At 45.7% G+C, this 25,719-nt stretch carries 21 protein-coding genes and 1 tRNA gene; 17 read left to right on the top strand and 5 right to left on the bottom strand.

All coding sequences use genetic code 11. From position 1 onward, the window contains the following. The 4 genes from A3GG_RS0108870 to A3GG_RS0108855 all read left to right on the top strand — a co-directional run bounded on the left by A3GG_RS0108870 (window position 1) and on the right by A3GG_RS0108855 (window position 5,040). Window positions 1-615 carry a Maf family nucleotide pyrophosphatase gene (locus A3GG_RS0108870; RefSeq protein ID WP_018358938.1) on the top strand — a complete coding sequence of 205 codons (615 nt, stop codon included), beginning with the start codon at window positions 1-3 and terminating at the stop codon, window positions 613-615. Window positions 616-703: 88 nt separating this feature from the next. After that, entirely contained in the window at window positions 704-1,939 is a 1,236-nt protein-coding gene (locus A3GG_RS0108865) for a uracil-xanthine permease family protein (protein WP_018358937.1), read from the top strand. 177 nt (window positions 1,940-2,116) lie between these two features. After that, window positions 2,117-3,331 carry a cell envelope integrity protein TolA gene (locus A3GG_RS0108860; protein ID WP_018358936.1) on the top strand — a complete coding sequence of 405 codons (1,215 nt, stop codon included), beginning with the start codon at window positions 2,117-2,119 and terminating at the stop codon, window positions 3,329-3,331. A gap of 17 nt (window positions 3,332-3,348) precedes the next feature. After that, window positions 3,349-5,040 carry a hypothetical protein gene (locus A3GG_RS0108855; RefSeq protein WP_018358935.1) on the top strand — a complete coding sequence of 564 codons (1,692 nt, stop codon included), beginning with the start codon at window positions 3,349-3,351 and terminating at the stop codon, window positions 5,038-5,040. 73 nt (window positions 5,041-5,113) lie between these two features. On the opposite strand, the gene A3GG_RS0108850 is transcribed toward A3GG_RS0108855, so the two are convergent. Both A3GG_RS0108850 and A3GG_RS0108845 read right to left on the bottom strand, forming a co-directional pair. Further along, window positions 5,114-6,169, bottom strand: a complete 1,056-nt coding sequence (locus A3GG_RS0108850; RefSeq protein ID WP_018358934.1) for a hypothetical protein — start codon at window positions 6,167-6,169, stop codon at window positions 5,114-5,116. A gap of 73 nt (window positions 6,170-6,242) precedes the next feature. Beyond that, on the bottom strand, window positions 6,243-8,177 hold the full coding sequence (locus A3GG_RS0108845; RefSeq protein WP_018358933.1) for a DUF349 domain-containing protein: 1,935 nt from the start codon (window positions 8,175-8,177) through the stop codon (window positions 6,243-6,245). Between the two features lie 389 nt (window positions 8,178-8,566). On the opposite strand from A3GG_RS0108845, the gene A3GG_RS0108840 reads away from it, so the two are divergent. From A3GG_RS0108840 to A3GG_RS0108785, 12 genes are all read left to right on the top strand, one after another. After that, entirely contained in the window at window positions 8,567-9,595 is a 1,029-nt protein-coding gene (locus A3GG_RS0108840; protein WP_018358932.1) for an NAD-dependent epimerase/dehydratase family protein, read from the top strand. Window positions 9,596-9,627: 32 nt separating this feature from the next. Beyond that, the gene (locus A3GG_RS0108835; protein ID WP_026215740.1) at window positions 9,628-12,855 is read left to right on the top strand and encodes a S41 family peptidase; all 3,228 of its coding nucleotides are present in this window, start codon (window positions 9,628-9,630) and stop codon (window positions 12,853-12,855) included. Window positions 12,856-13,101: 246 nt separating this feature from the next. Continuing rightward, a tRNA-Lys gene (locus A3GG_RS0108830) sits at window positions 13,102-13,174 on the top strand. Between the two features lie 110 nt (window positions 13,175-13,284). Then, window positions 13,285-14,529, top strand: coding sequence for a sigma-54 interaction domain-containing protein (locus A3GG_RS0108825; RefSeq protein ID WP_018358930.1), 1,245 nt, complete (start codon window positions 13,285-13,287; stop codon window positions 14,527-14,529). A gap of 3 nt (window positions 14,530-14,532) precedes the next feature. Next, window positions 14,533-15,045: an LPS assembly lipoprotein LptE gene (gene lptE, locus A3GG_RS0108820; protein ID WP_018358929.1), complete on the top strand. Its 513-nt coding sequence runs from the start codon at window positions 14,533-14,535 to the stop codon at window positions 15,043-15,045. An 8-nt stretch (window positions 15,046-15,053) separates the two neighbouring features. Then, a complete protein-coding gene (locus tag A3GG_RS0108815) occupies window positions 15,054-15,743 on the top strand; it encodes a hypothetical protein (RefSeq protein WP_018358928.1) in 690 nt (229 codons plus the stop codon). Window positions 15,744-15,818: 75 nt separating this feature from the next. Next, a complete protein-coding gene (gene secG, locus A3GG_RS0108810; protein WP_018358927.1) occupies window positions 15,819-16,199 on the top strand; it encodes a preprotein translocase subunit SecG in 381 nt (126 codons plus the stop codon). A gap of 102 nt (window positions 16,200-16,301) precedes the next feature. Further along, window positions 16,302-16,559: a 50S ribosomal protein L28 gene (gene rpmB / locus A3GG_RS0108805; protein ID WP_018358926.1), complete on the top strand. Its 258-nt coding sequence runs from the start codon at window positions 16,302-16,304 to the stop codon at window positions 16,557-16,559. Between the two features lie 28 nt (window positions 16,560-16,587). After that, the gene (gene rpmG, locus A3GG_RS0108800) at window positions 16,588-16,776 is read left to right on the top strand and encodes a 50S ribosomal protein L33 (RefSeq protein ID WP_018358925.1); all 189 of its coding nucleotides are present in this window, start codon (window positions 16,588-16,590) and stop codon (window positions 16,774-16,776) included. A gap of 51 nt (window positions 16,777-16,827) precedes the next feature. Next, a complete protein-coding gene (locus A3GG_RS13160) occupies window positions 16,828-16,980 on the top strand; it encodes a DUF4295 domain-containing protein (protein WP_018358924.1) in 153 nt (50 codons plus the stop codon). 143 nt (window positions 16,981-17,123) lie between these two features. Continuing rightward, on the top strand, window positions 17,124-18,983 hold the full coding sequence (locus A3GG_RS0108790; protein WP_026215738.1) for a YgiQ family radical SAM protein: 1,860 nt from the start codon (window positions 17,124-17,126) through the stop codon (window positions 18,981-18,983). A gap of 209 nt (window positions 18,984-19,192) precedes the next feature. Next, on the top strand, window positions 19,193-20,704 hold the full coding sequence (locus tag A3GG_RS0108785) for a Do family serine endopeptidase (RefSeq protein WP_018358922.1): 1,512 nt from the start codon (window positions 19,193-19,195) through the stop codon (window positions 20,702-20,704). A gap of 89 nt (window positions 20,705-20,793) precedes the next feature. Here A3GG_RS0108785 and A3GG_RS0108780 read toward each other — a convergent pair whose 3' ends face one another. Continuing rightward, a complete protein-coding gene (locus tag A3GG_RS0108780) occupies window positions 20,794-21,372 on the bottom strand; it encodes a DUF4126 domain-containing protein (RefSeq protein WP_018358921.1) in 579 nt (192 codons plus the stop codon). Between the two features lie 100 nt (window positions 21,373-21,472). Here A3GG_RS0108780 and msrB point away from each other — a divergent pair, with 100 nt between their 5' ends. Continuing rightward, window positions 21,473-22,480, top strand: a complete 1,008-nt coding sequence (gene msrB, locus A3GG_RS0108775) for a peptide-methionine (R)-S-oxide reductase MsrB (RefSeq protein WP_018358920.1) — start codon at window positions 21,473-21,475, stop codon at window positions 22,478-22,480. Window positions 22,481-22,575: 95 nt separating this feature from the next. Here the strand turns inward: msrB and A3GG_RS0108770 are convergent, their stop codons facing one another. Together A3GG_RS0108770 and A3GG_RS0108765 are read right to left on the bottom strand one after the other, a co-directional pair. Next, window positions 22,576-23,154, bottom strand: a complete 579-nt coding sequence (locus A3GG_RS0108770; protein ID WP_018358919.1) for a hypothetical protein — start codon at window positions 23,152-23,154, stop codon at window positions 22,576-22,578. 279 nt (window positions 23,155-23,433) lie between these two features. After that, a complete protein-coding gene (locus A3GG_RS0108765) occupies window positions 23,434-25,287 on the bottom strand; it encodes an ABC transporter ATP-binding protein (RefSeq protein ID WP_018358918.1) in 1,854 nt (617 codons plus the stop codon). Window positions 25,288-25,719 lie beyond the last annotated feature (432 nt).

Raw genomic sequence — 25,719 nt, 5'->3', positions numbered from 1 at the left:
ATGGAAAAGATAGATAGCCGACACCCATTGGTACAACTATTGGGAGACAGACATGTAGTATTGGGGTCGCAATCGCCTAGGCGAGTAGAGCTTTTGACCCAATTAGGCATTCCCTATGAGTGCCGACCAGGTGGTGCTACAGAGGAGTACGATGCTGCGACAAAGGCGGAAGAGGTTCCGCTATTACTTGCTCGGCGTAAAGCGGAGTACCTCCGCCCTACTCTGGCTTCCAACGAAGTATTGATTACGGCTGACACTATTGTAATTCTTGACCATAAAGTATTAGGAAAGCCAAAGGACAAAGAGGAGGCGCAGAGATACCTTGATCAGCTTTCAGGACAATGGCACAGAGTAATCACGGGGTTCTGTATCATGACTCATGATAAGCTAAGCCAAGAGAGCGTGGCAAGTGATATTCGTTTTGCCAATCTACATCCCGATGAGATAGCCTACTATGTCTCGCAATACGAAGTCCTCGACAAAGCTGGTGCCTATGGTATACAAGATTGGATAGGACTGATAGGAGTAACTGAGATACGAGGCTCGTACCATAATGTGATGGGATTGCCTACTGCTGTGTTGTATAGCCGACTCAAAGAGCTGCTCTCCGAGTAGAAGTTACTCCTAAAAGGGTTGGTAAGCCGGGTAAGTTTATGTATTTTTGCAGTCAGATTTACAGAAAATAATTCTATAGTATTCAGACATGGCAAATACAATTGAGAACCTAAATCCCGCTCGACAAATAGTGGTGGGTGTCCAGTATCTATTTGTAGCATTTGGCGCCACCGTATTGGTGCCCCTTCTAGTAGGTCTTGACCCTGCATCAGCTCTATTCTCTGCGGGAATTGGCACCCTAATATTTCACCTCGCTACGAAAGGGAAAGTCCCTATCTATCTAGGTAGTAGCTTTGCTTTCATCGCCCCATTGATAGCAGCGTCGGAACTATATGGCATCAACGGCGCTCTACTCGGCATCGTAGGAGTTGCCATTGTCTTCCTATTAATGTCCCTACTTGTAAAACTCTTGGGGACAGCATTTATCAACCGCCTCTTCCCTCCTGTTGTGATTGGTCCAGTAATTATGCTGATTGGGCTCTCGCTCTCTGGAGCTGGCGTCAACATGGCGAAGGAGAACTGGGTACTGGCGATTGTATCCCTCATCACAGCTATTGTAGTCACGCTCTACGCCAAGGGTCTGATGAAGCTTATTCCTATCTTTTGCGGCATTATCGTAGGTTACCTCACAGATGTACTCTTCTTTGATGTCGACTTTACTCAAGTCGCAGAGGCTAAGTGGTTCGCTCTTCCAGCTCTAACCTTACCTAAGACCTTTAGCTGGGAACCTATTTTATTCATGATACCCGTAGCTATTGCACCTGTCATCGAGCACATTGGCGACGTGTATGTAGTGGGGACAATTGCTGGTAAGAACTACGTAAAGGATCCTGGACTACACCGCACACTCCTCGGTGATGGTCTAGCTTGTCTTACAGCCTCATTCCTTGGAGCACCTCCTGTAACTACCTACTCAGAGGTAACTGGGGCAATGTCTCTGACCAGAGTGACCATGCCTCGTGTACTCAGGATTACAGCTATCTCCGCTATTCTCTTTTCACTCGTAGGCAAGGTAAGTGCACTTCTCAAGAGCATCGACCCTGCGATATTGGGCGGTATAATGTTGCTTCTCTTCGGCACTATCGCAGGAGCAGGTATCAATAATCTACTCAATAGCAAAGTAAACCTCACAAGTTCACGCAATATCGTTATCATCTCTGTAACCCTAACAACAGGCATCGGTGGCGCGGTACTACAGGTGGGAAGCTTTACTCTTTCAGGTATTGGTCTTTCTGCACTTATTGCTGTACTACTCAATCTATTGCTTCCAGAAACAGAGGAGGATAGACGTCCTACTATTCCTCATACCCACAAAGACAAGTAAGTAGAAGAGCAATTTGGTTAAACTTTTAGCCCAAGTGCCTATCCAATGTATAGGAAAGACTCTTAACGGAACATAAAAGTGACGGATATGTAGAACGATTAGCCATTTATATGGTATATTGCACTACAGACAAGAGAAGTAATGACAATATTTGTTTAATACAAAAGATTAATAGATATGAAGAGGTTTGATTGGATAGTGGGAGGACTATTAGGTCTCTTTTTAACTGCATCACCACTGGTGCCCAATGCTGCAGCTCAGGATGATGGCTACATCACCCCATCGAAGGCTCGTGAGATGAGGGCTAAAGCGGTGCAGGAAAGAAAAGCAGCAGAAAAGCGCTTGGCAGAGAAACGTGCAGCGCAAGAAGCTGAGCAGCGAAAAGCTGAGCAGGACTACCAGGATAAGATGACCGACTGGTACAACAGACGGGACATGAAGGTAACCATCGAGGAGATGGAGCAAAACCTAGACGAGATAGACGGCAGCACTAGTTCTAAGCGCGCACCAAGGGGTGGTGCTTACAGCCAAAGGTTGCGAAGGTTTAGCGACAACTCCGATGTAATGGTTTTACGAAACGTAGACCGTGTATATGTACTTGATGGCTACGACTATTATGATCCATGGAGCAATACCTACTACGGTAGGGATTGGGATAATGGCGTAAATATTTCTATCAACTACGGAGGCTATTTTGGGAGTTACTACCCTTACTACAATAGTTGGCATAACCCTTACTACTATAGTGGCTGGTATAGTCCATGGTCTTCATGGAACTATCCTTGGTACGACTATTCATGGTATGATCATTGGTATGATCCTTGGTATAGCCCTCGTTATTACTATGGCTGGGGCTACAGCAGACCTTGGCGCTATGGAGGTTATTACGGTGGTTATTACGGTGGCTATTATGGAGGTTATTATGGGGGCTACTACGGCTATAATAGTTACTGGGATGGCTTCTATGATGGCAGATACAGTGATCGTTACGAGAGACGCAATTACAATACCTACGGTAGGAGTAGTGGCGGTTACTACGACCGTTCTATGGCAAATAGCGAGTATGGTCGCGCACTCGGCACAGGCGTTGAAAGCCGTGTAAATAGCAACACCCGTGCAGGAGGATATTATGATCGCGGTAGTAGTAGTTCCTATAACTACGGGACGAATAGAAGAGGTAGCGTAAATCGTTCGCGAAGTACTTCGGAGAGTTGGAACCGAAACCAGAGCACGCCTAGTCGAACTTACAACCACGGAAGCAGTTGGGGTAATAACTCCAATACACGCTCTAGTGGCAGCTATAGCAGCCCAAGTCGTAGCACAGGCTCAGGAAGCTCTTCAAGCGGTAGTAGTAATACACGTAGTACGGGTTCTTCTGGTCGTACTAGATAATTTCTAAGACTACAATAATGATGAATAGATATATAGTGTTTGGAGTAGCTATTGCGCTGACCACCGTAGTGGGATTAGGCGCAAAAGCTCAGGCTCCTTCCGATGCCTATCGCAATGCCCAAAAGGAGCTATCAGGCACAGCACGTGCTCAAGCGCTGAGTGGCGCTATCGGGGCATTCGGAGCCGATGCGTCAGCAATTTCAATAAATCCTGCGGGCATTGGTCTCTATACGAGTCCTATTATGTCCTTTTCATTCGAGGCTGGTCAAGGCAAAGCCAATTCAATTTGGACAAATGAGGGCAATAGCTTCACGACTAGTGATAAGTGGGCTATTGGCACGATCAATAACTTCAGTATCTCTTCTCCCTTGCTGAAGAGGAGTGCTGGGTTAGCATGGAATGTCAATTGGGGGTTCACCTACAATAGAGACTATGACTATCGTCGCAACTATAGAATGATTAATTCGGCACCTGCGTACGGACTTACAGACCATATCGCTTTTGAAGCTAGTCGTATCGAAGCCCCATGGGATACCGAGTTCATTACCCCGATTATAGATATAGCTAGGGATGCTCGCTGGATTGAGGCATTTACCGACAATAAGAATACTGCTCTTAAAAAAGCACGTCGCTACCGCACACAGTTTAGTGCATCAGCAATAGGACACAAGCCAGAGGATGGCGTGTATCACCTCTTTACACCGGCAGCTTCCAAACTATCAGTAAATGAATCGGGCAGTAGGAATAACTATGACCTAAACCTAGGTATGGGACTCTCCGATAGGTACTATTTCGGAGCTACACTCAAGATGCAGAATTTCTCATCATCAAGGGTTGCGACATACATCGAAGATTTCCATGACTCATACAATAACCAGGTATATAAGAGCAACCTTGAATATACCACAGGGCTATCCACCTCAGGCAACTCAGTGGGTCTTAATCTGGGTGCACTTGTAGCCATAGGAGACTTTGGGCGTATCGGCATCTCCTACTTACTTCCTCAGCTGGCTCAGTACAACGAAGTGTATTGGGCGAAAGCTAGTGGCAACAATGCCGCTTTCCAAGGTAACGAGAACGTCACAAAGACTATCTCAGAACAGGAGAGCAGTTATCGTGCACTACTCCCAGGAAGACTCTCTATAAGTGCACTTGCCTTCTTCGGCAGGTTTGGGTTCATAACTTACGATTATCAGTTGCGCAACCTTGGAGGCTCTAAACTCTATCTCCCTAATAATGGGAACGAGCTCTCAGAGTCAGCATTTATTCGCGAAGACTTCGGGATAGAGCATAGCCACCATGTAGGTGTAGAGATTCGCCCAATCAGTATGCTATCTGTACGTGCAGGCTATAGCTTCACTGGCAATCCTATGAAGGCAGAGCAGCTACGTAACGAGCCATCTGAAGGTCTGTATTATAGCTATGTACCATCAGGGTATATTACCGACTTTGTATTGCCTCGTAGTTATCAAACCATCTCTGCAGGAGTAGGCATCAACCTAGGCAGGAGTACCACCCTTGATGTCGCTTATGTCTATGGCAAAAGGTCAGAGAAAGTCTACCCCTATAGTGGAAGTAGCGCTACCGGAATGCTTGTGGATGATACGAATGGAAAAGAGGTACGCAAAGATGTACACATGGCGGTAAAGGGTGGAGACCTAACAACCAATAAGCATAAGGTTGTGGCAACTCTTAGCTTCCGCTTCTAAGAGAAGTTCCAAAAATATCTGAGCAAAGGGGGCTTTAGTTCGAACCGGACTAGAGCTCCCTTTCTCTTTTCCCCTATAATACCTGGAGACAAGCAACAAAATAGGTATCCTCCAAAATAGGAGTAAGGGGATAGAGTCCAGGAGTATGTCCAGCATTCTTATCGGAGAGATAAAGGGGCTTGAGGGAAGTTAGAGACTGAAGAAGAGCATCCCCTTTAGAAAGAATCATGAAACGCCCGCGACGCCCTTTCGATAGCCAATCACGCTGAATACAAAGAGCCACATACCCCATAGTAGGACGTACATTCACTTCAAGACAAGGGACAAACCGCTCTTTCGCACCATCACAATACAAAGCGCTATCTACCCCTATCACACCTGTGTAATCCCCCAGAGGCAACTCTCTTAGTCCTGCCACTAGAGCATCAATATACGCCTCATCTCCTGTGGTTGGAAGACCTAGGTAACTTCCCTTATAGCGTCCGCCCTCAGTCATCGCTCGATGACAGCCGAGATAAATTATCTCTCCCACCTTTGTCCTCCAAAACTCATAGCCCCGCTCCTCAGCAATCTCATAGAAAGGCTCAATAAACAAACGCTTTCCTGGCTGCTTACCCAGACGACGTGCGATGATAGCATTGGGGTCTTGCTCAGGGGTAACAAACTCTATTCCCCTCCCCGAACTACTAAAGTCTTCCTTAAGCACCCACTTCCCCTGCTCCACACTTTCCTCCTGAGTCACCTCACGAGGGGGTGCAAAACGAAATAGACTAAGCGCCTGCCTATATACCGCATGCCATAGCTCAATCCCAAGAGTTCGGCTGCTATAGAGCCTCATCTCCTCCAGACTGTAAGGCAACTCAAAATAAGGAAATAGCCCCTTCAACTCCGGTGCCCATCCCCATGGCAATACCTCAGATATACAATCATGATCAACGATAAACCGTTCACACATCAGCTCCTCAGGTATTGGTGACGACAAGTAGACCCCCTCATGAGGTTGGGCATAATATAGCGGAAGCGTTTGCAAGTCTTTTCGCAAACGTCGTACCATACGCGGTGGGGTATAGTAACTATTGCCCTGCTCCACCGTCACCTCATAGCCAGGATTAAAGTAGTGTACCTTCATACTAAATACCAGCAATGCCACGCTTCACCGTATGGGAAGTGTGGCATCACACCGGCATATAATCTATATCGTATTATTCCTCAGTACCAGAATCCTTTGCAGGGGCAGAAGACTTCTTACCAGCCTCTACAACCTCCAGCTTACGAGCTTGGAGCTTCTCAATCTTAGCAGTAAGATCATCTATCTTCCTTTGTATCTGCATCACCATAGGATTATCTGGTGAAGCATTGAAGAAGCCTATGTTATTCTCATACTGTAGGCGCTCCTCCTCTAGGTGCGTCACATTGCGGTCGATATTCATAACTTCTTCACTCAGTTCCTCATGAGAAAGCCCACCAAGCTCCTTCTTGAAGTCCACCGAACGTGCCTTAAAGTCTCTCCTAGGCTCATTACCACCTCTACGGTTATTACCCCTCCTATCATCGCGACGGCGAGGAGTGCGACGTCTATTGTCCTCCTCACCCTTGAGGCGACGAAGAGCGCCATAATACCTATTCAAGACATCACCCTTCTGATCGTCTGGCACTGGTCCTACAGAAGCCCACTCAGCCTCTATTGCAGCTAACTCAGCCGAAGGATCCTCAAGTCTCTGCTCCTCTAGGGCCTCAATCTTATCGGCAATCTCCTGCTTACGAACTAAGTTCTCCTCACGGCTTGCACGGCGTGGAGGAGTGTAATTTGCCTTCTTTTGCTCGAAGAAAACATCACATGCCTTACGGAAACGCCTCCATAGCTTCTGAGCCTCACCTACACGAGTGCCTAGCTTGGAGATAGTAGTCCACTCTTTCTGCAGGTCCTTTAGCTTATCCGAAGTACTCTGCCACTCAGTGCTATCCTTTAGTTCCTCAGCCTCAGCTACGATTTCACGCATACGCTCAAGCTTAGGCGTAATCTCCTCGCTCAGTTCACGCAAGAATGTACGGCGTTGTAGATAGAACTCATCCACCGCTACACGGAAACGCATATTCACCTCATTGAGCTTCCCCTTTGGCACACGTCCTGCGCCCTTCCACTCCTTGCGAATAGCCTCCATCTTATCCTCATAATCGTGCCAAGCAGCTCGGCTAGTTGGCAGAGTCACGAGCATATTTTCGAGCTTCTCTATTATCTCCATCTTGTGGGTATAATTCTGCTCCTCCTTCTCACGAAGCTCCTTGAAGTAGTCGTCATGGCGCTTATTGATTACTGTAGAAGCATCCTTGAAGTCCTTCCACATACTATCTCTGAATTCAGGTGCCACCGGACCTGTCTCCTTCCACATATCATGAAGCGTCTGAAGCTCCTTAAATGCCTTTACAACATCTGGTTCATCAGCCAGAGCCCTAGCCTTCTCTATAAAGCTCTCCTTCTCCGTCCTATTGTGCTTGAAGTCATATTCCTGAGCTTCCTTATTCAGCTTATTAATCTCGTAGTGCTTCTCTAGTAGCGTAGAGTACTTAGAGAGCAGTTCGCTACGAAGATTCTCTGGCACACGACCTATATTTTTCCACTCATTGCGGATGTTCTCAAACTCATTGCGCACCTTGAAGAAATCATCCGTGGACTCTAGATTAGCTTCAAGCCTAGAGATAAGCTCCAACTTACGCTTATAGTTATCCTCCCGCTCAGCTTTCTCTTCCTCATCCTTTTTGGCCTGAAGCTCATGGTAACGAGAACGAAGATTGATGAATAAGATCATCATATCATCTCCCTCCTCACTCTTCTCCTCGCCATTCTCTTCGGTCTCATCAAGCTCCGCCTCATCTGTAGCTACAGGCTCCTGATGATTAATCATCCTCTTGAGGCGCTTCATATCTTGGAGCTCAGGAAGTTCCTCCCTATTCACCATCTCTGATAGATAGTCCAGTAGCTCCCTTGTCGAAAACTTAGAGGTATCTACTGCTGGCGTTTCCGTCCGCTCAGTATCCTCCACCATCTCTGGTGTCTGCTCCTGTGTTTGCTCCACCTCAGCTGGTGTAGCTACCTCCTTCTCCTCTCCTGGTGTCAATAGAGTGTTATCCTGCTCCATATTCAGTCCTTTCTTTAGTTAAGTTAAACCACCGGAAACCTCCCGATGGATACAAAAAAATGTCCGCCCTCCCTAGTCTTGAATCCCATTTGGGCGGTTAAAGTTACAAAAAAACTAGAGACTATCCCACATTTATCCATACAAACCTTCTTACCTCTACCGAGGAGAGAGCCGTAGTCAGTATATTAGCAAAAGTCCCTCCCGGGAGAGACTCTAGTTTCTCCCTAGAAAAACTCCAGTCCCTCCCTAGAGGGACTGAGTTGACTCAGTAGAGTAACTTAGCCCCCTATACCGAGTGGACTACTGAAATACGTTAATTCTGCTGCATTGTAGCACAAAATTGGTATCTTGTCGCTACGAATACACACTTGAAATAAAGAAGCTAACTTATGACAAGAGATAAGAAGACTGTGCTCCTTACAGGAGCGGGAGGAAATATTGGTCGTGAACTAGTGGAGATGCTAGTACACCGTACTTGGAGCTACAGACCACGTGTCTTTGACCTAGATACCCCCAAAAACAGAGAATACTTTGACCGTTTTGGCAATAGGATAGACACCTACTTTGGCGATATCACAAATCCAGATAGTATTATGGATGCCACTGAGGGTGTAGATGTCGTATTTCACATGGCATCCATCATCCCCCCTCTCGCCCATGACAACCCTCAACTTGCCTACAAAGTGAACGTAGGAGGCACAAGAAACCTCCTAGATGTGCTCCACAAACAAGCGCCCAATGCACAGATTATTATGGCATCGAGTGTAGCTACATACGGAGATCGCTTTCTCAATCCATTTATCAAAGTGGGAGATCCTCTCATTCCAGCGGAAGGTGACTCCTATGCTGAAACGAAGATAGAGATGGAAAAGATGATACAAACGAGCGGCTTACGGTGGACTATCTACCGACTCGCAGCTATTATGGGTGCAGGGAATCATAATGCGCCTAAGCTCATGTTCAGGATGCCGCTGGAGCAAATTATAGAAATATGCACCCCTAGAGATACTGCGAGAGCTTTTGTACATACCCTTGAGCACCTTGACGAAGTCGAAGGGAAAATATTCAACCTCGGTGGCGGACCTGATTGTACCACCACCTATGGTGAATTTCTTGCCACCAATATGGAGATATACGGACTTGCCCCGCTTGATTTCCCAGCTCATGCCTTCGCACAGAAAAACTTCCACTGTGGATACTATGAAGATGGTGAAGCGCTAGAAGAAATCCTACACTTCCGTCGTGATACCCTCGACGATTATTATGCGATGGTACGCGCCAAGACCCCAAAGCTACAGCAATTGGCTACTAAAGCTATAAGTAAGATAGTGAAGAGCTACTTACTCAGCAAGAGCGAACCTTACAAGGCTTGGGTAGAGCAAGACGAGAAGGCTATGAAGCTATACTTCAGAGACTAAAAAGTATTACATCATTATATTAACGTATGGAAATAAAAAAGATTTTATTGGCTGGGGTCACCTGCCTGCTATCCTTAGGATCAGTGGCACAAGACTCCGACCCATCATGGATTAGGCATACGGCTATCAGTCCGGATGGAGAGATTATCGCCTTTAGCTACATGGGCGACTTATTTACCGTCCCAGTGGGCGGAGGCTTGGCCACACAGATTACATCCCACTCAGCCTACGACAAGGCGCCAGTGTGGAGCCCTGATGGTCAGCACCTTGCTTTCGCTTCGGACAGAGAAGGCAACTTCAATATCTACCTTACCTCAAGGAGGGGTGGTAACGCTACTCGTATCACCTACGGTGGCACACACCAGCTACCCGTAGCCTTTCTCGATAATGAAACAATCATCTACGACACCAACATACGCCCCCAAAAGGAAATGGGACTATTCCCTTCAGGGCTATTTACCCAGCTCTATCAGCTGAGTATAAAGGGGGGAAGACCTAAGATGTACTCAGCTATCACGATGATAGAACCATCTATTGGCAAGGATGGACGAATTCTTTATACCGACCTCAAAGGATACGAAGACAAGTTTAGAAAGCACCACACTTCCTCTATCGCACGTGATATCTGGCTCTATACCCCTACCGACAAGAGCTACCGTAAGATCACTTCATTCGCTGGCGAGGATCGCAATGCCCTATGGTTGCCAGGACAAACGGAGTATCTCTATACTAGTGAGCAAGATGGCACACTCAATATATATAAGGGAAGCATTTCGGGAGCTGCTCCAACACAGCTAACCCACTTCGAGAAACACCCTGTCCGATATATGAGCATGGATGATAAGGGTAATGTCTCCTTCTCTTGGGATGGCAAGCTCTACTACATGCCTCTTGGGGGGCAACCTCAGCAAGTACGCGTAGAGGTAGTTGCCGACTTTACAATCCCTGAAGTAGAGTACAAGACTATTACGAGAGGAGCTACCGACTACGCACTTTCCCCTAATGAGAAAGAAGTTGCTATCATCGTGCGTGGCGATGTATTCGTTACGAATATCGAGTATGGTACTACCAAGAGGATTACTAATACTGCCGAGCAAGAGCGAGACCTATCTTGGAGCCCTGATGGTCGCAAACTAGTCTACTCTGGCGAACGCAATGGACAGTGGAACCTCTACATGACTGAGCTGGTACGCCCCGAGGAGAAACAGTTTGCCTATGCCAAGGAGTTTAAGGAGACTCAGCTCACGAATAAGAGCGACCTTCCTTCATTCCAGCCTGTATTCAGCCCTGATGGCAAAGAGATAGCCTTCTTGCGGGACCGCTCCGCTATCTACGTCCTCAACCTTGCCTCCAAGTCTGAGCGAGAGGTGATGAATAAGAAGTTCAACTACTCCTACTCTGATGGTGACCAAGACTTCGATTGGAGCCCTGATAGCAAGTGGATTATCACCGAGTATATCGGCAATGGTGGATGGAATAATAAAGATGTCGCACTCTTCAAGGCAGATGGCAGTGGTACGGTGCACAACCTTACCCAAAGTGGTTACACCGAGGGTAGTGGTCGATTTGTAATGGGTGGCAAGGCCATTGTATTTGGGTCCGACCGCGCTGGATACCGCAGCCATGGTAGTTGGGGTGCAGAGTATGACCTCTACTTGATGTTCCTCGACCAAGAGGCTTTCGACAAGTTCCAACTCAACAAAGAGGAGCGTGAAGTACTTCTCGCTAAGGAGGACGATGAGAAAAAGGACGATAAGAAGGATAAGAAGGGCAAGAAAGACAAGAGTAAGGAGGATAGCAAGGAAGAGGCATCTAAAGTGGTAGCTCCGCTCACTTTCGAACTGGACAATAGAGACTACATGACTGTTCGTCTCACCCGCACGAGTGGTAGACAGAGTGATTTCGTCATGAACTCTAAGGGCGATAAGCTCTACTACCTCGCCTCTTTCGACAATGCTACCAACCTCTATTCTTTAGACCTTGCTGAAAAGCAGACTGAGATGGTGATGGCAGATGTAGGCAGTGGGATGCTGGAACTTGGTAAGGACGATAAGACCCTCTACCTATTCTCATCACGTGGTCTCTATAAGATCTCAGGCAAGGAGCGTAAGCCAATCACATTTACTGCCCGATTGGAACACAAGAGCAATGCAGAGCGCACCTATATGTTCGACCATATCGTAAAACAGGTGGAGAATAAGTTCTACGATGTCAACCTACATGGTGTAGACTGGAAGGGATATGCCGAAGCATATCGGAAATATCTACCACATATTAACAACAACTACGACTACGCAGAGATGCTCTCAGAACTTCTCGGAGAGCTGAATGCTTCACATACAGGTGCTCGCTATAGTGGAGGTTGGGCCAATCGCCCGACAGCCTCTTTGGGCCTATTCTACGATGACACTTACGAGGGTGTAGGTGTTAAGATCGCCGAGGTGATGGAGGGTGGACCGATGGACAAAGCTAAGTCTATAGCCAAGCCTGGCGTTATCATCACAAGAGTAAATGGCGAGGAGATAGCTGCAGATAAACCACTAGAATATTACCTCAACGGACTTAATGGACAGTGGGTTACACTCACGCTTCGTGACGCTAAGGGCAAGGAAGTAGAAGAGCAAGTACGCCCAATATCAGCAGGATCAGAGAATGCCCTACTCTACAGACGATGGGTAGACAAGCGCGCCAAGATGGTAGAAGAGTGGAGCGGTGGTAAGATTGGTTACGTGCATGTCCAAGGCATGGATAGCGAATCCTTCAGAAAGGTATTCAAGGATTTACTCGGCAAGTATCGCCATTGCGATGCTGTTGTAGTCGATACGCGCTTCAATGGCGGTGGATGGCTACACGAAGATCTTGTTATACTACTTACAGGAAAGGAATACAGCCGTTTCGCACCACGTGGACAGTACATTGGAAGCGATCCTTTTGCCCAGTGGAACAAGCCATCAGCTGTGCTTGTAGCTGAGGGGAATTATTCCAATGCGCACGGCTTCCCATGGGTATATAAGACCTTGGGTATTGGCAAGCTCATCGGTGCTCCAGTACCTGGTACTATGACCGCAGTATGGTGGGAGACCCTTGTGGATTCATCCCTCGTATTCGGTATCCCTCAGGTAACTGTAACGGATGTACAGGGTAAGGCTCTAGAGAACACACAGCTCGACCCTGATGTCCTAATCCTAAATACTCCTGAAGAGTACCTTAGGGATTATGACGCCCAACTCAAAGTAGCGGTGGATAACCTTATGAAGTAATTCCTTCTACTCAATCTAGGAGGTGTGTATAAAGTTCAAAGTACAAGAGGCTTGTCGACATCGATACCCTAGTTTGAACTTTATGCATACCTCCTTTTCCCCCTCTCTATCCCTAATACAGAGAAATATATTAGTTTGTATACCAATATTTTAAGCATTCTATAAAAGTAATCTCGAGGCAAAGCTTGGCTGTGTGGCGATAAATTGGTACCTTTGCGGAGCTTTCCTGTAGGTAATAGGAAGTATGATCTGCTAGCTCAGTTGGTAGAGCACAACACTTTTAATGTTGGGGTCTTGGGTTCGAGCCCCAAGCAGATCACGAATGTGGCGCGACTTCCTTGGGATTCGCGCCACATTTATTATATTTTCCAACCATTAGAATGTCGGTGAAAAGAGGTATCTTTGGAGTCATGTAAGGAGAATACAAACATGAGCGGAATAGTAACAAAGGAAAATATACAAAGAGCGAAGCAGCGCTTTGGCATTGTAGGCAACTCGGGAGATCTGAATAGAGCTATTGAGGTGGCTCTGCTTATTGCTCCTACTGATGTGAGTGTGCTAGTAACAGGTGAGAGTGGTGTGGGCAAAGAGAATTTCCCCAAAATCATCCACCATAATAGCATACGTAAGCATGGGGCTTTTGTAGCTGTCAACTGTGGCGCTATTCCTGAAGGAACTATCGACTCGGAACTATTTGGACATAAGAAGGGATCATTTACCGACGCCGTAACTGAGCGCAAGGGCTATTTTGAGGTTGCGGATGGTGGTACGATTTTCCTCGACGAGGTGGGAGAACTTCCTCTTGCTACTCAAGCACGCCTATTGAGGGTGCTTGAATCGGGGGAATTTATGAAGGTCGGTTCGTCTGATGTACAGCGAACGGATATCCGTGTGGTAGCTGCAACAAATGTAGACCTAGAGGAAGCTGTGAAAGAGGGGAAGTTTAGGCAAGACCTTTATTATCGACTCAATACGGTAACTATCGAGCTTCCACCACTAAGAGATAGAGGGAGCGATATTGGGCTACTATTCAGGAAGTTTGCAAGTGACTTCGCCGATAAGTATCAGATGCCACCTATTCGGCTAGATGACGAAGCGCTTAATGTATTGGAGATGTATTCGTGGCCGGGCAATATCCGTCAGTTACGCAATTTATCGGAGCGATTAAGTGTAATCGCTGAGGATAGAACCATCTCGAGGGAGGTACTGGAGCAAAACCTCCCTGCAAATGCGCTGGTACGCCACCCCGCTCTACTCAGCGACCGACCTCGTTTCGACGCACAACAGGAAGCATTTGGACAAACAGCCTCAAATGCTACTTTGGGTGCACTTTATGCTATGCTCCACGATGTACAGGGAAATGTAACAGAGCTCACCCAGCTACTCTATCGGATACTCCAAGGGCAGCAGTATATGCCACAGCAAGTGCACAGCATAGAGGCTCCACAGTCTAATCCAATCAATGAGGTACGCCGTACCAATAAGGCCGAAGAAATTACAACTGTGGAAGACTTCCATGACTTGCTAGAGGATGGCGAAGTGGTCACGCTCAAAGAAATGGAAGCACGGTACATTGAATTTGTACTCGAGCGTAATAATGGTGCAAGAAGAAAGACAGCTGAGGACTTGGATATTTCGGAGCGCACCCTCTATCGTAAACTTAATAGAGAGTAAGTGATGAAGAAGTACACATTATATATATGGAGTGTGGTATTGGTTCTACTGATGAATGGATGCTCTGTATCCTACAGTCTTAATGGAGCCAGTATTGACTACACTAGGGTAAAGACAATCAACATTGCTGACTTTCAGAACCTTGCACCTATTGTCTACCCACCTCTAGCCCAAAAGCTATCAGAAGATCTGAAGGATAGATTCCAGAAGCAAACACGACTCAGTCAGACTACTAAGATTGGGGATCTCAATATCGAAGGTGAGATAGTTGGTTACGACCTAGCGGCAGAGGCTGTCCAGGCTGATGCCTATGCAGCTCGCACCAAGCTAACCATGAGGGTTAATGTCCGCTATAATAATACGGTGGATGAGAAAGAAAGCTTTGAGCGGGAGTTTACATCGTTCGTCTCATTCGACAGCTCACAGATGTTTACTAATGTGCAAGATCAACTGGTAGAGGACCTCACAAAAGATATCATCAACCAGATATTCAATGCCACTGTAGAAAACTGGTAATATCCTGTATGACAAGAGAAGACCTAGGACAACTTATTGCGAATCCCCAACAGGCGAATAGTGACCAGCTATCTGAACTACTTACCCTAAGCCAGCAGTATCCCTATTGTGCACCGCTTCAGAGCCTGATATTGGTGCTACTGCATAGGGTAAATGATCTCCGGTTTTCTAGTGAACTACACGAAAGAGCCCTTGTATTGCCCGACCTAAGACGATTATTCTTCCTACTCAATTCGATGTCCGCACCAGAAGTGACAGTTAAAAGAGAGGAAACGGGGAAAGACCAAGATAGTTTCAGCCTCATAGATAGTTTCCTGGAAGAGCACCCAGAAGATAGCTCCGAAATCGAACTTCTATTTGTACCACCTTCTACAGATGCAAAGGAAGAACAACAAAGGAAGGACGAAGATTTGATAGCGCTTTTTTTGGAACAAGGAGAGAAAGCAGAGACCATCCAGCCCCTTATCCCAAAGGAAAAACTTGAAGCTACGCGTAATATCCCACCAACTAATAACGCCAACGACGAGGACGAACTATTTACAGAAACCTTAGCTCGCATGTATATAAAGCAAGGGAAATTCGAACGGGCAGAGCGTATATTAAGGCAAATATATTTGGAATTTCCAAAAAAAAGTGGTTACTTTGCTGAACAATTAAATTTCCTAGAGAAATTGATTAAAAATAACGAGGTTAGGTAGGTAGAACTGCGCTTCCTAGAGCCGAGCTCCCTACCTTGCCTTGAAGTGATTATAACAAAGAAGTAAAGAGAGCGTATGTATGTATTTCTTTCAATACTGATAGTACTGCTTGCTATCGTATTGGTGTTTGTGGTAACGATCCAAAACTCTAAGGGTGGTGGTCTAGCTGCTGGTTTTGCATCTAGCAACAATGTGATGGGCGTCCGTCGCACTACCGACCTAATCGAGAAGATTACTTGGGGCTTAGCAATTGCCATCGCTGTATTAGCAATCCTTACTGTAAGGTGGGCTCCAAGCAATGCTAGCAACCAGCCTGAGAGTGTCATTATGGACAAAGTTAATGAGATTCAGCTCCCAGCTCCAGTAGATGCACAGCCATTTGGCGAGGTAGAAGCTCCAGCCAATGAGACTCCAGTAGAGGCTCCAGCTCCAACAGAAGCTACACCTGCTGAGTAATTGCAGAATAGGCATTTAGTGTAGAGAATGCTTGGTAATCTCAATTATTTTTGGTTACTTTGCACACCGTAAGTATAATACAAGTATATAATAAAGATAGAGATGTCACGAATTTGTCAAATCACTGGCAAGAAGGCTATGACTGGAAACAACGTTTCTCACTCTATGAGGAGGACTAAGCGTGTTTTCAATCCTAATCTTTTTGACCGTAAGTTTTACTGGCCTGAGGAGGACTGCTGGATTAAAATCCGTGTCTCTGCAGCTGGTCTACGCCTAATCAACAAGATTGGTCTAAATGCAGCACTAGAGCAGGCTAATGCTAAGGGTCACCTCACTGAGGTATTGATTCTGGATAAGTAATTAACCCAATTGGAAGGAGAGATAGCGTATGTCTAAGAAGAGCAAAGGCGATAGAGTACAGGTAATCCTTGAGTGCACTGAGCACAAGGAGAGTGGCCTGCCAGGTACCTCTAGGTACGTGACTACCAAAAATAAGAAGAATACTACTGGTCGTCTAGAACTTAAGAAGTACAATCCAATCCTAAAGCGCATGACTGTGCATAAGGAAATCAAATAAGGATTAAGAGAAGAGAATTAAACATTAACCGATTAAAAGGAGGAGCAGATCATGGCAAAAAAAGCAATGTCTAAGCTGCAGAAAGGTGATGGACGTACCTTCTCTAAGGTCATCAAGATGGTGAAGTCACCTAAGACTGGGGCTTACACTTTCAAGGAAGAAATGGTACCTAATGAGATGGTAAAGGATTACTTCAAGAAGTAACCCACACCTACTGCAATTCAAAACGAGGGGAGTACCTTGGTCGTAATAGAAGAACGCCATAGGTAAAAAGTAGAAGCTTAAAGGGTAAGATGCAACCTTTTAAGCTTTTTACTTTATATGGAGCATCAAAGAAAGGGATAAGCATGAAAAGGGATCTTAAGGATTGGTTGCCAATTTCTAAAAAGGAGGTGGCTCTGCGAGGCTGGGACGAACTAGATGTCATCATCTTCAGTGGAGACGCCTACGTAGACCATCCTTCCTTTGCCAATGCCGTAATAGGGAGGGTTCTAGAAAGCGCAGGATACAGAGTAGCTATTATTCCACAGCCCAATTGGAGAGACGACCTCAGAGACTTTAAGAAGCTTGGGAAACCGAGACTATTCTTCGGGGTATCGCCAGGAAATATGGATTCTATGGTCAACCACTATACCGCGGCTAAATGCAAAAGATCTGACGACGCTTATACCCCAGATGAGCGATCTGATATGCGACCAGACTACCCCAGCTTGGTATATAGCAAGATTCTTAGAGGACTTTACCCCGACACTCCTATTGTACTTGGCGGCATAGAGGCTTCCCTTCGTCGTCTTACCCACTACGACTACTGGCAGGACAAACTACTGCCAGGGATGCCCTACATGAGCGATGCCGACCTCGTAATATACGGACTAGGAGAAAAGTCCGTATTAGATATTGCGTCACTATTGGACAAAGGAGCTCCTCTTGATAATATCCGACAACTTCCACAGGTAGCCTACACTGTCCCCATTAAAGACTTTGTTGCTAAGGACAACGACATAAAGCTCAATAGCCACGAGGCTTGCTTGAGTGATAAGCTTAGCTATGCTAAGAACTTCAGGAGAATAGAGGAGCAAAGCAACTCGCTCAATGCACATCGCCTCACTCAGGAGGTAGGGGAACAAGTGATTGTAGTCAATCCGCCCTACCCTCTTCCTACTACTGAAGAGGTGGATCAGTACTATGCCCTCCCCTATACACGACTCCCCCACCCCCGTTATCAAGGCAAAACAATCCGTGCCTACGAAATGATTAAGCACTCTATCAATATGCATAGAGGCTGCTTTGGTGGGTGTGCTTTCTGTACTATATCAGCGCACCAAGGCAAGTTCATTGTCTCTCGCAGCCAAGAGTCCATCGTAGAGGAAGCAAAGCAAGTCACTCAGATGCCTGACTTCAAAGGTTATATCAGTGACTTAGGCGGACCGAGTGCCAACATGTACCAGATGAGAGGCAAAGATCTATCCATCTGCGAGAAATGCCTCCGTCCCTCCTGCCTTCATCCCAAGATATGCCCCAATCTCAATGCCGATCATACGCCCATCCTAGAGGTGTATAAGAAAGTGGATGCACTGCCAGGAATGAAGAAGAGCTTTATTGGCAGTGGTGTCCGGTACGACATGCTCACCCACCAATTCAAGGATGAACGCCTCAATAGAGCGGCAAAACAGTATACTGAGGAGCTCATCACCAATCATGTCTCAGGGCGACTCAAGATAGCACCAGAGCATACTTCTCCCAGAGTACTCCAGCAGATACGCAAACCGAGTTTCGACAACTTCTATACCTTTAAGCGTGAGTTCGATCGCATCAATCACGAGAAAGGTCTACGCCAACAGCTCATCCCATACTTCATCAGTAGTCATCCCGGCTGTACCGAAAAGGATATGGCGGATCTAGCTTTGCTTACCAAGTCTCTCAATTTTCAGCTAGAGCAGATCCAAGACTTCACCCCCACTCCCATGACGGTCTCCACAGTAATCTACTACAGTGGCTACCATCCCTATACCCTAGAGAAAGTAGCTACTGCACATACCAAGACCGAAAAGGAAGCCCAACGCCAGTACTTCTTTTGGTACCAGCCAGATAAGAAAGCGGGCATCATAAAGTCGCTCAGGAGAATAGGCAGACCTGATCTCATCGAGAAACTATTCGGTCAGGCATCTAAACCCACCACTAATAAGAAGAGAAAGAAGAGGCGCTAGTAAACTTATATGTTGTAAAATAAGACTTTAACCGAGTTAATCAAAGTAAAGACAAAGGCATGCCCAACTGGGTATGCCTTTAATTTGTTAAAACAAAACCTAGAGCACTTGCAAACCTCCCCTTTAATCCTTTTATTTGTCATACAAAACATAGGGAAGAGCACTTCCCTATGGGACAAAGGTAATTCTTCAAGAAAGAACAGATTGAAATGAAAAGAGGATTAATAATCGCAGCCATTGCGCTTGGAAGCTCCGTAGTTGGAGCTATTGGAGGTGCCGCTCTCTACTCTGGCACCTCAGGTTATTTTGCATCTTACCCTACCGAGCTTCAGGGCGAGGGGGCAAAGGTCATTGATTTATTCAATCAACCCCACATGACACCGACCGCTTACTCTTCGACCAGTACCCCCCAGGACTTTGTCGAGGTAGCTGAAAGAAGTATCAACGGTGTGGTAAATATTCGTAGCGAAGTCACTATTAACCAACGTCAAAGTCCTCGTTACATCGACCCCTTCGAGTTTTTCTTCGGCATCCCTGGGAATGAGGGATATCCATCTGAGCAACAGAAAATACCAACTAAGGTAGGGCTCGGATCAGGTGTGATTATCAGCACTGACGGGTATATCATTACTAATAACCATGTAGTAACGGGAGCCTCTCGACTCACAGTGAGCACCAACGACAATGAGGAATACGAAGCGATAATCGTCGGTGCCGATCCTGCTACAGACATTGCCCTTCTCAAGATCGACGCCAAAGGTCTTCAGCCAATCCCCTTTGGAGATAGTGAAAACCTTCGAGTGGGCGAATGGGTACTAGCCATTGGAAACCCCTTTAATCTACAGAGCACCGTAACAGCTGGTATCGTCAGCGCCAAAGGACGTAGCACTATGGGACAAGGGGATCTACAAGTGACCTCATTTATACAGCACGATGCAGCAGTCAACCCTGGCAATTCAGGTGGTGCCTTAGTCAACACTCGTGGAGAATTAGTAGGTATCAACACCATGATTTATTCCCAGACAGGGAGCTACGCTGGCTACTCTTTTGCAGTACCAGCAAGTATTGCTAGCAAAGTCGTTGCCGACCTCAAGCGATACGGCTCCGTTCAGAGAGCAATATTGGGTATAATGGGTGGCGATATTAATAGTGAGATAAAGAAGGAGTACGACCTCAAGGTTACCGAAGGTGCTTTCATTGCTGACTTCTCCAATGGTAGCTCTGCCCGAAAGGCCGGAATCGAAGTCGGAGACGTCATTACAGCTATCAATGGCACCTCCATCCGCAATATGGCAGGTCTTCAGGAGCAGGTCAGCAAGTACAGCCCTGGTGATACGGTAGAGATTACGGTCAACCGAAAGGGTAGCACCAAGCAATACAAAGTTGTGCTAAAGAATAGCGAAGGGACTACCGAAATAGTAGAGCAGTCTAGCTTCTCATCTCTAGGTGCCACCTTCAAAGCGGTCGATAAAGAGACTGCCAACCAGCTAGGCATCCGCTATGGCGTAAAGGTTACAGGCGTAGATAACAACGGCAAAATGGCAGAGGCAGGTATTACCAAAGGCTTTGTCATCTTAGAAATCAATAATAGCCCTGTACGAAGTGAGAAAGACATCGAGAGTATCACTCAACAGATTATCGCTAAGTCTGCCGACAAAGTACTCTTCATCAAAGGCATACTCCCCAACGGACGGATAAGATACATAGCTGTAGAGCTATAAGTCAATATAATGCTTGTGATTCAATAGTTTATTGTTTTTTGTGATTCTGAAGGAAGCCTCGGCCTGTGAAGAGTGTCGGGGCTTTTTATTCAGGCAATTGTCCTATGCTTACGTTGCCACCTTTTCACGATTGAGACAACAACAGCTATCACAAGGACAATAGCAATAAGAGCAACTAAGATCGGCAAAAATAGAGCGCCAATAGATAGCCCCACCGCTCCTACATTTTCCCCAGTCGAGACTACCGAATTGCCCGTACCCGCAGTGGCTTGCGAAGAGAGCAGACGAGAGAACACACTTCCACTCTGCACCACAGCCGATACACCACCTCCCACTATGAAGCCTGTCACCCATCTGGTCAAGCTCTCATCTATAGGCAATACCGAGGTCATCAGTAATGTCCCACCAATCACGGCCATTGGCGTAGCAATAATATCCAAAGCATTATCGATAAATGGCACATAATAAGCCATAATCTCTACAGCTGCCGCTACTGCAAAGGTGACCAATGCTGGCGTACTGCCCAGCCACTCAAAGCTTTCATTAAGCGGTAATACACCGAAGTAAGCAGCAACACTTGCTACCAACATCGGGACAAAGACTCTAAAACCAGTACTGGCACTCAGACCTATTCCCAGCGCAACTGCTACAATAATTCCTGCATCCATAGCTATAACTAATCATAAATTACGTTGTAAAGGTACATAAAACCCATATATGCCGAATATTTTATTAGCTTTGCTGCTATAATAGTACACGTATAAAGGTATGAAAGAGACTTTTCTTATAATTTATCTAGCAGGTGGCTGCTTTTGGGGCGTGGAGCATTACATGAAATTGCTCCCTGGAGTGGTAGAGACAGAAGTAGGTTATGCCAATAGCATCAAAGAGAATCCCTCTTATCAGGAGGTTTGCACAGGCAAGACCAATGCAGTAGAGACGGTAAAGGTAGTATACGACTCAGAAAAGACATCGCTTAGTTTCCTTCTGGATCAATATGCTTTGATTATCAACCCTACCTCAGTCAATCAGCAAGGCAATGACATTGGCACACAGTACCGTACAGGCATTTATTACACCGATCCAGCTGATCGCCCTATCGTAATGAACGCCTTGGCACGCATCCAGAGTAAATATACCAAGGTCGTAATGGTAGAAGCGAAACCGCTCAAGAACTTCTACCCTGCGGAGCAGATGCACCAAGACTATCTCGATAATACCCCTGGAGGGTATTGCCATATACCTGTCGAGATGTTTGGAATGGCAAAGAGGGCTAAGGTAGATCCTAAGAGCATCGAGTCGGATGCAAAGATAAGGGCAAGAGAGCGAGCAAAGCTATCTGACAATGCTACGAACCTCCGCAAGCGACTTACACCTATCCAGTTTCAAGTCACCCAAAACGAAGCTACTGAGCGACCTCATGCCAATGAGTACGACCAAAACTTCGAAGAGGGCATCTATGTCGATATTGTTTCTGGGGAGCCACTTTTCAGTTCACGCGATAAGTTCGATGCTGGCTGTGGATGGCCATCCTTCTCCAAGCCTATCGGCACACAGACCATTCGAGAACTCGAAGATCACAAGCTAGGCTATGAGCGTACCGAAGTAAGAAGCACCTCAGCCAATAGTCACCTTGGTCACGTCTTTAAGGATGGACCTAAAGAATTGGGCGGACTACGTTATTGCATCAATAGTGCCTCACTACGCTTTATTCCTCTTGGGAAGATGAAAGAAGAAGGCTACGGAGACTATCTCTATCTCTTCAAAGAAGATTAAGAAGTTTCCACCAGATATATTAAGCATAATGAGTAGTGGCTACACCAACCTCATAGGTCAGTGTAGCCACTAGTTCAATTATAGAATCGTAAGCCTTAGAAATTGTAGACGAGACCTAAATCCCATCTTAAGTCTATCACTCCATAAGTAGTCTGTGCTTTATCAGCAAGCGCAAAACCTACTGTAGGAAGCAAAGCTGCTTTAATATTTAAGCGATCGAAAATGTTGTACATATAGCCTACATTGAATATCAATAGAGCTTCATTTTCCAACTTATAAACATCTTTTGAACGGTTAAGTGCAAACTTCCACTGATGATGGTTGTACTGTGCATCTAGCCCTAGGTAAAAACCACTATTATTTGGCATTACTTTTGGGTACCATCTTGCTCCAGCGTTAATAAAGGGCATAAGACCACCATACTCGGTAACAAATGCTACTTTACGATTGCTTTGCTCATAGGGTTGCAACCGGTGATAAGCAAGAATACCAGTGCTATAACGCATGGTAAAATGCTTACTAATTGGGTGTTCATACACAATGCCATTTCGATAACCCAACTCCACTCCCCAAGCAGGGATAATAACTTCTTGATTATCCTGTTGTGCGAAAGACATAGTAGTCCCGAACAGAAGAACAGCAACAGCAATAAATGCTCTTAAATGTAGCTTCATGTGATAAAATATCTAAAATTAAACGATTAACATGTTAGTCTGTAACCTACCCAGTTATCAAGGTAGCCACACGCATAAAAAGAACCAGAAATAAGTTTCGAATCAAGACAAGCAATATTAGGCTGCTCGTTGAAAACCCAACTCATTTGTTGTGCAAAATACTTTATTTGATGAAAAACTTAACCGGCGGCAAAGATACAAAAAAAAGACTAACTTAACCAAAAGTTTCTATTTATCTAAGATTCAAAAGTAGTATAGGGGTATGCATGAATGATAGTATTACTTGAAGGATTGTAGGGCAACTAATCTTGCGTACTTACCATTGAGTGCCAATAGCTCGCTATGAGTGCCCTCCTCCACAATCTCACCCTGGTCGAGCACTACGATCTTATCGGCACCCGTTATTGTGGAGAGTCGGTGGGCAATCACTATGGTCGTTCGCCCCTGCATCAGACGTTCCAAAGCCTCCTGAACCAATCGCTCCGACGCAGTATCCAGAGCCGAAGTTGCTTCATCTAGAATCAGGATCTCCGGATCCTTGAGGATAGCTCGTGCTATACTCAGTCGTTGGCGCTGTCCGCCACTCAGTTTGCCTCCACGATCACCAATATTGGTATCGTATCCCTGTGACAATTCTTGAATAAATTCATCCGCATTAGCTACCTTCGCCGCTGCTACCACAGACTCTCGCGAAGCTGCAGTATTACCAAAGGCAATATTATTGTGCACTGTGTCGTTAAATAAGATAGCCTCCTGATTGACATTCCCCATCAGTCTACGCAAGTCTAGCATCCTCAGCTCCCTAATATCCACACCATCGATACACACTGCACCTTTCTGTACATCGTGGAAACGTGGCAGGAGGTCCACCAAGGTACTTTTACCTGAACCACTAGCCCCTACTATAGCTACGGTCTGTCCTTTTTGTATCTGGAGGTTTATATCCTTCAGCACCCAGGTATCAGCATACCTAAAGGAGACCTCTTTCAGAGTGATGGCCTTATCGAAGTGTACCTCCTTGGGTGCCACAGGGTCCTTGATATTGCTCTCAGCCAAAAGAATCATATCTACGCGCTCCATACTAGCAAAACCTCTCTGTATTGCATAGCTAGCCCTAGAGAGATCTTTGGCAGGATTGATGATGCTATAAAAGATCACTAGATAGTAGATAAAGGTACTTGCCTGTAGTCCACTATCATGCCCTAAGATAAGCGTACCTCCATACCAGAGCACAATAGCTATCGTTGCTGTCCCCAGAAACTCACTCATAGGATGCGCCAACTGCTGACGGTGAGATACACGCATGGAAGTTTGCCTAAAATCTTCATTGTGCCTAGCAAAGCGCTCCCGCATCATATCCTCAGCATGAAAAGCCTTGACAATCCGAAGCCCTCCCAGTGTCTCTTCTATAATGCTAATCAGCATACCCCACTGCTCCTGTGCCAATAGCGATGATTTCTTGAGATGCTTACCCACCTGCCCCATTATATATCCGGCAATCGGTAAGAGTACGAAGACGAAAATAGTAAGCTCCGTGCTTATCACCAGCATAGCGATAAGAGAGATAATAATCATCAGAGGGTTCTTAATTATAGACTCCAGAGAGGTAATGATGGAGCTCTCTATATTATTGACATCACCAGTCACCCTCGCAATAATATCTCCCTTTCGTTCATCACTAAAAAAGGCGATCGGGAGCTCCATAATCTTATCATTGATGCTATTACGGATATCCCGTACCACTCCGGTCTGCACCGGAATCATACAGTAAAATCCCATATAAGCACTCATCACCTTAAGGAAAGTAATCACCACGAGGTACACGCCCAATACAATCAAAGCATTTGAGGCACCATACTGAGTGATAAGATAAGTAATGTAGTAAAAAAAGTTATTTTGTACCGTATCCGTTAGCCGAGACAAACCTCCACTACTCCATAGCTGAATAGAATCCCATGGAATAAAGCTATATACGGTATTATCCAGTTTGAAAAGGATATTGAGTATCGGAATAACCAGCGAAAAAGCCAATAGATTGAGTATAGGTGTGAGGGCATTAAAAAATATATTGCCCACCACATACCACTTGTATGGTGGAATAAAACGGCGAAGAGTACGAAAAAGCTCCTTCATCTAACTTATAATAATCTAATAAATACACGGCAAAGATACCAATTTTGAGGATGTTGCACGAAAGAGAACCCAAAGGCTTACGCGATAGTCGAAAGACTATTGCAATAATATAACCCTCAATTCCTATGAAATATAAGTCCACTTGTCTGTTATCGCTACAACCTTTTTCTAAGACCCTACCTAGATTCCGCAAAGTGTGCTTTAGCCCCTGATTATTAGTAGGTGGCGCTATTGATAATTAAAGCCCTGTATTCAAGGAGAATACAGGGCTTATGTCCCTAATTTTTTGTATCTTTACGTTGCAAAAAAAGTTGCAAAAAATTATAGAGGACTTGTTATGGCAAAGGTACAATTTATTAGCACAAATCGCAAGACTGCGATAGGGGGAGCTCAATTTTTCATCTCATATTGGGAGAAAATAGGCATGTCGGG

Source organism: Porphyromonas levii DSM 23370, from assembly GCF_000379925.1.
Classification (GTDB): domain Bacteria; phylum Bacteroidota; class Bacteroidia; order Bacteroidales; family Porphyromonadaceae; genus Porphyromonas_A; species Porphyromonas_A levii.
This window is presented reverse-complemented; position numbering and strand designations above follow the sequence as displayed.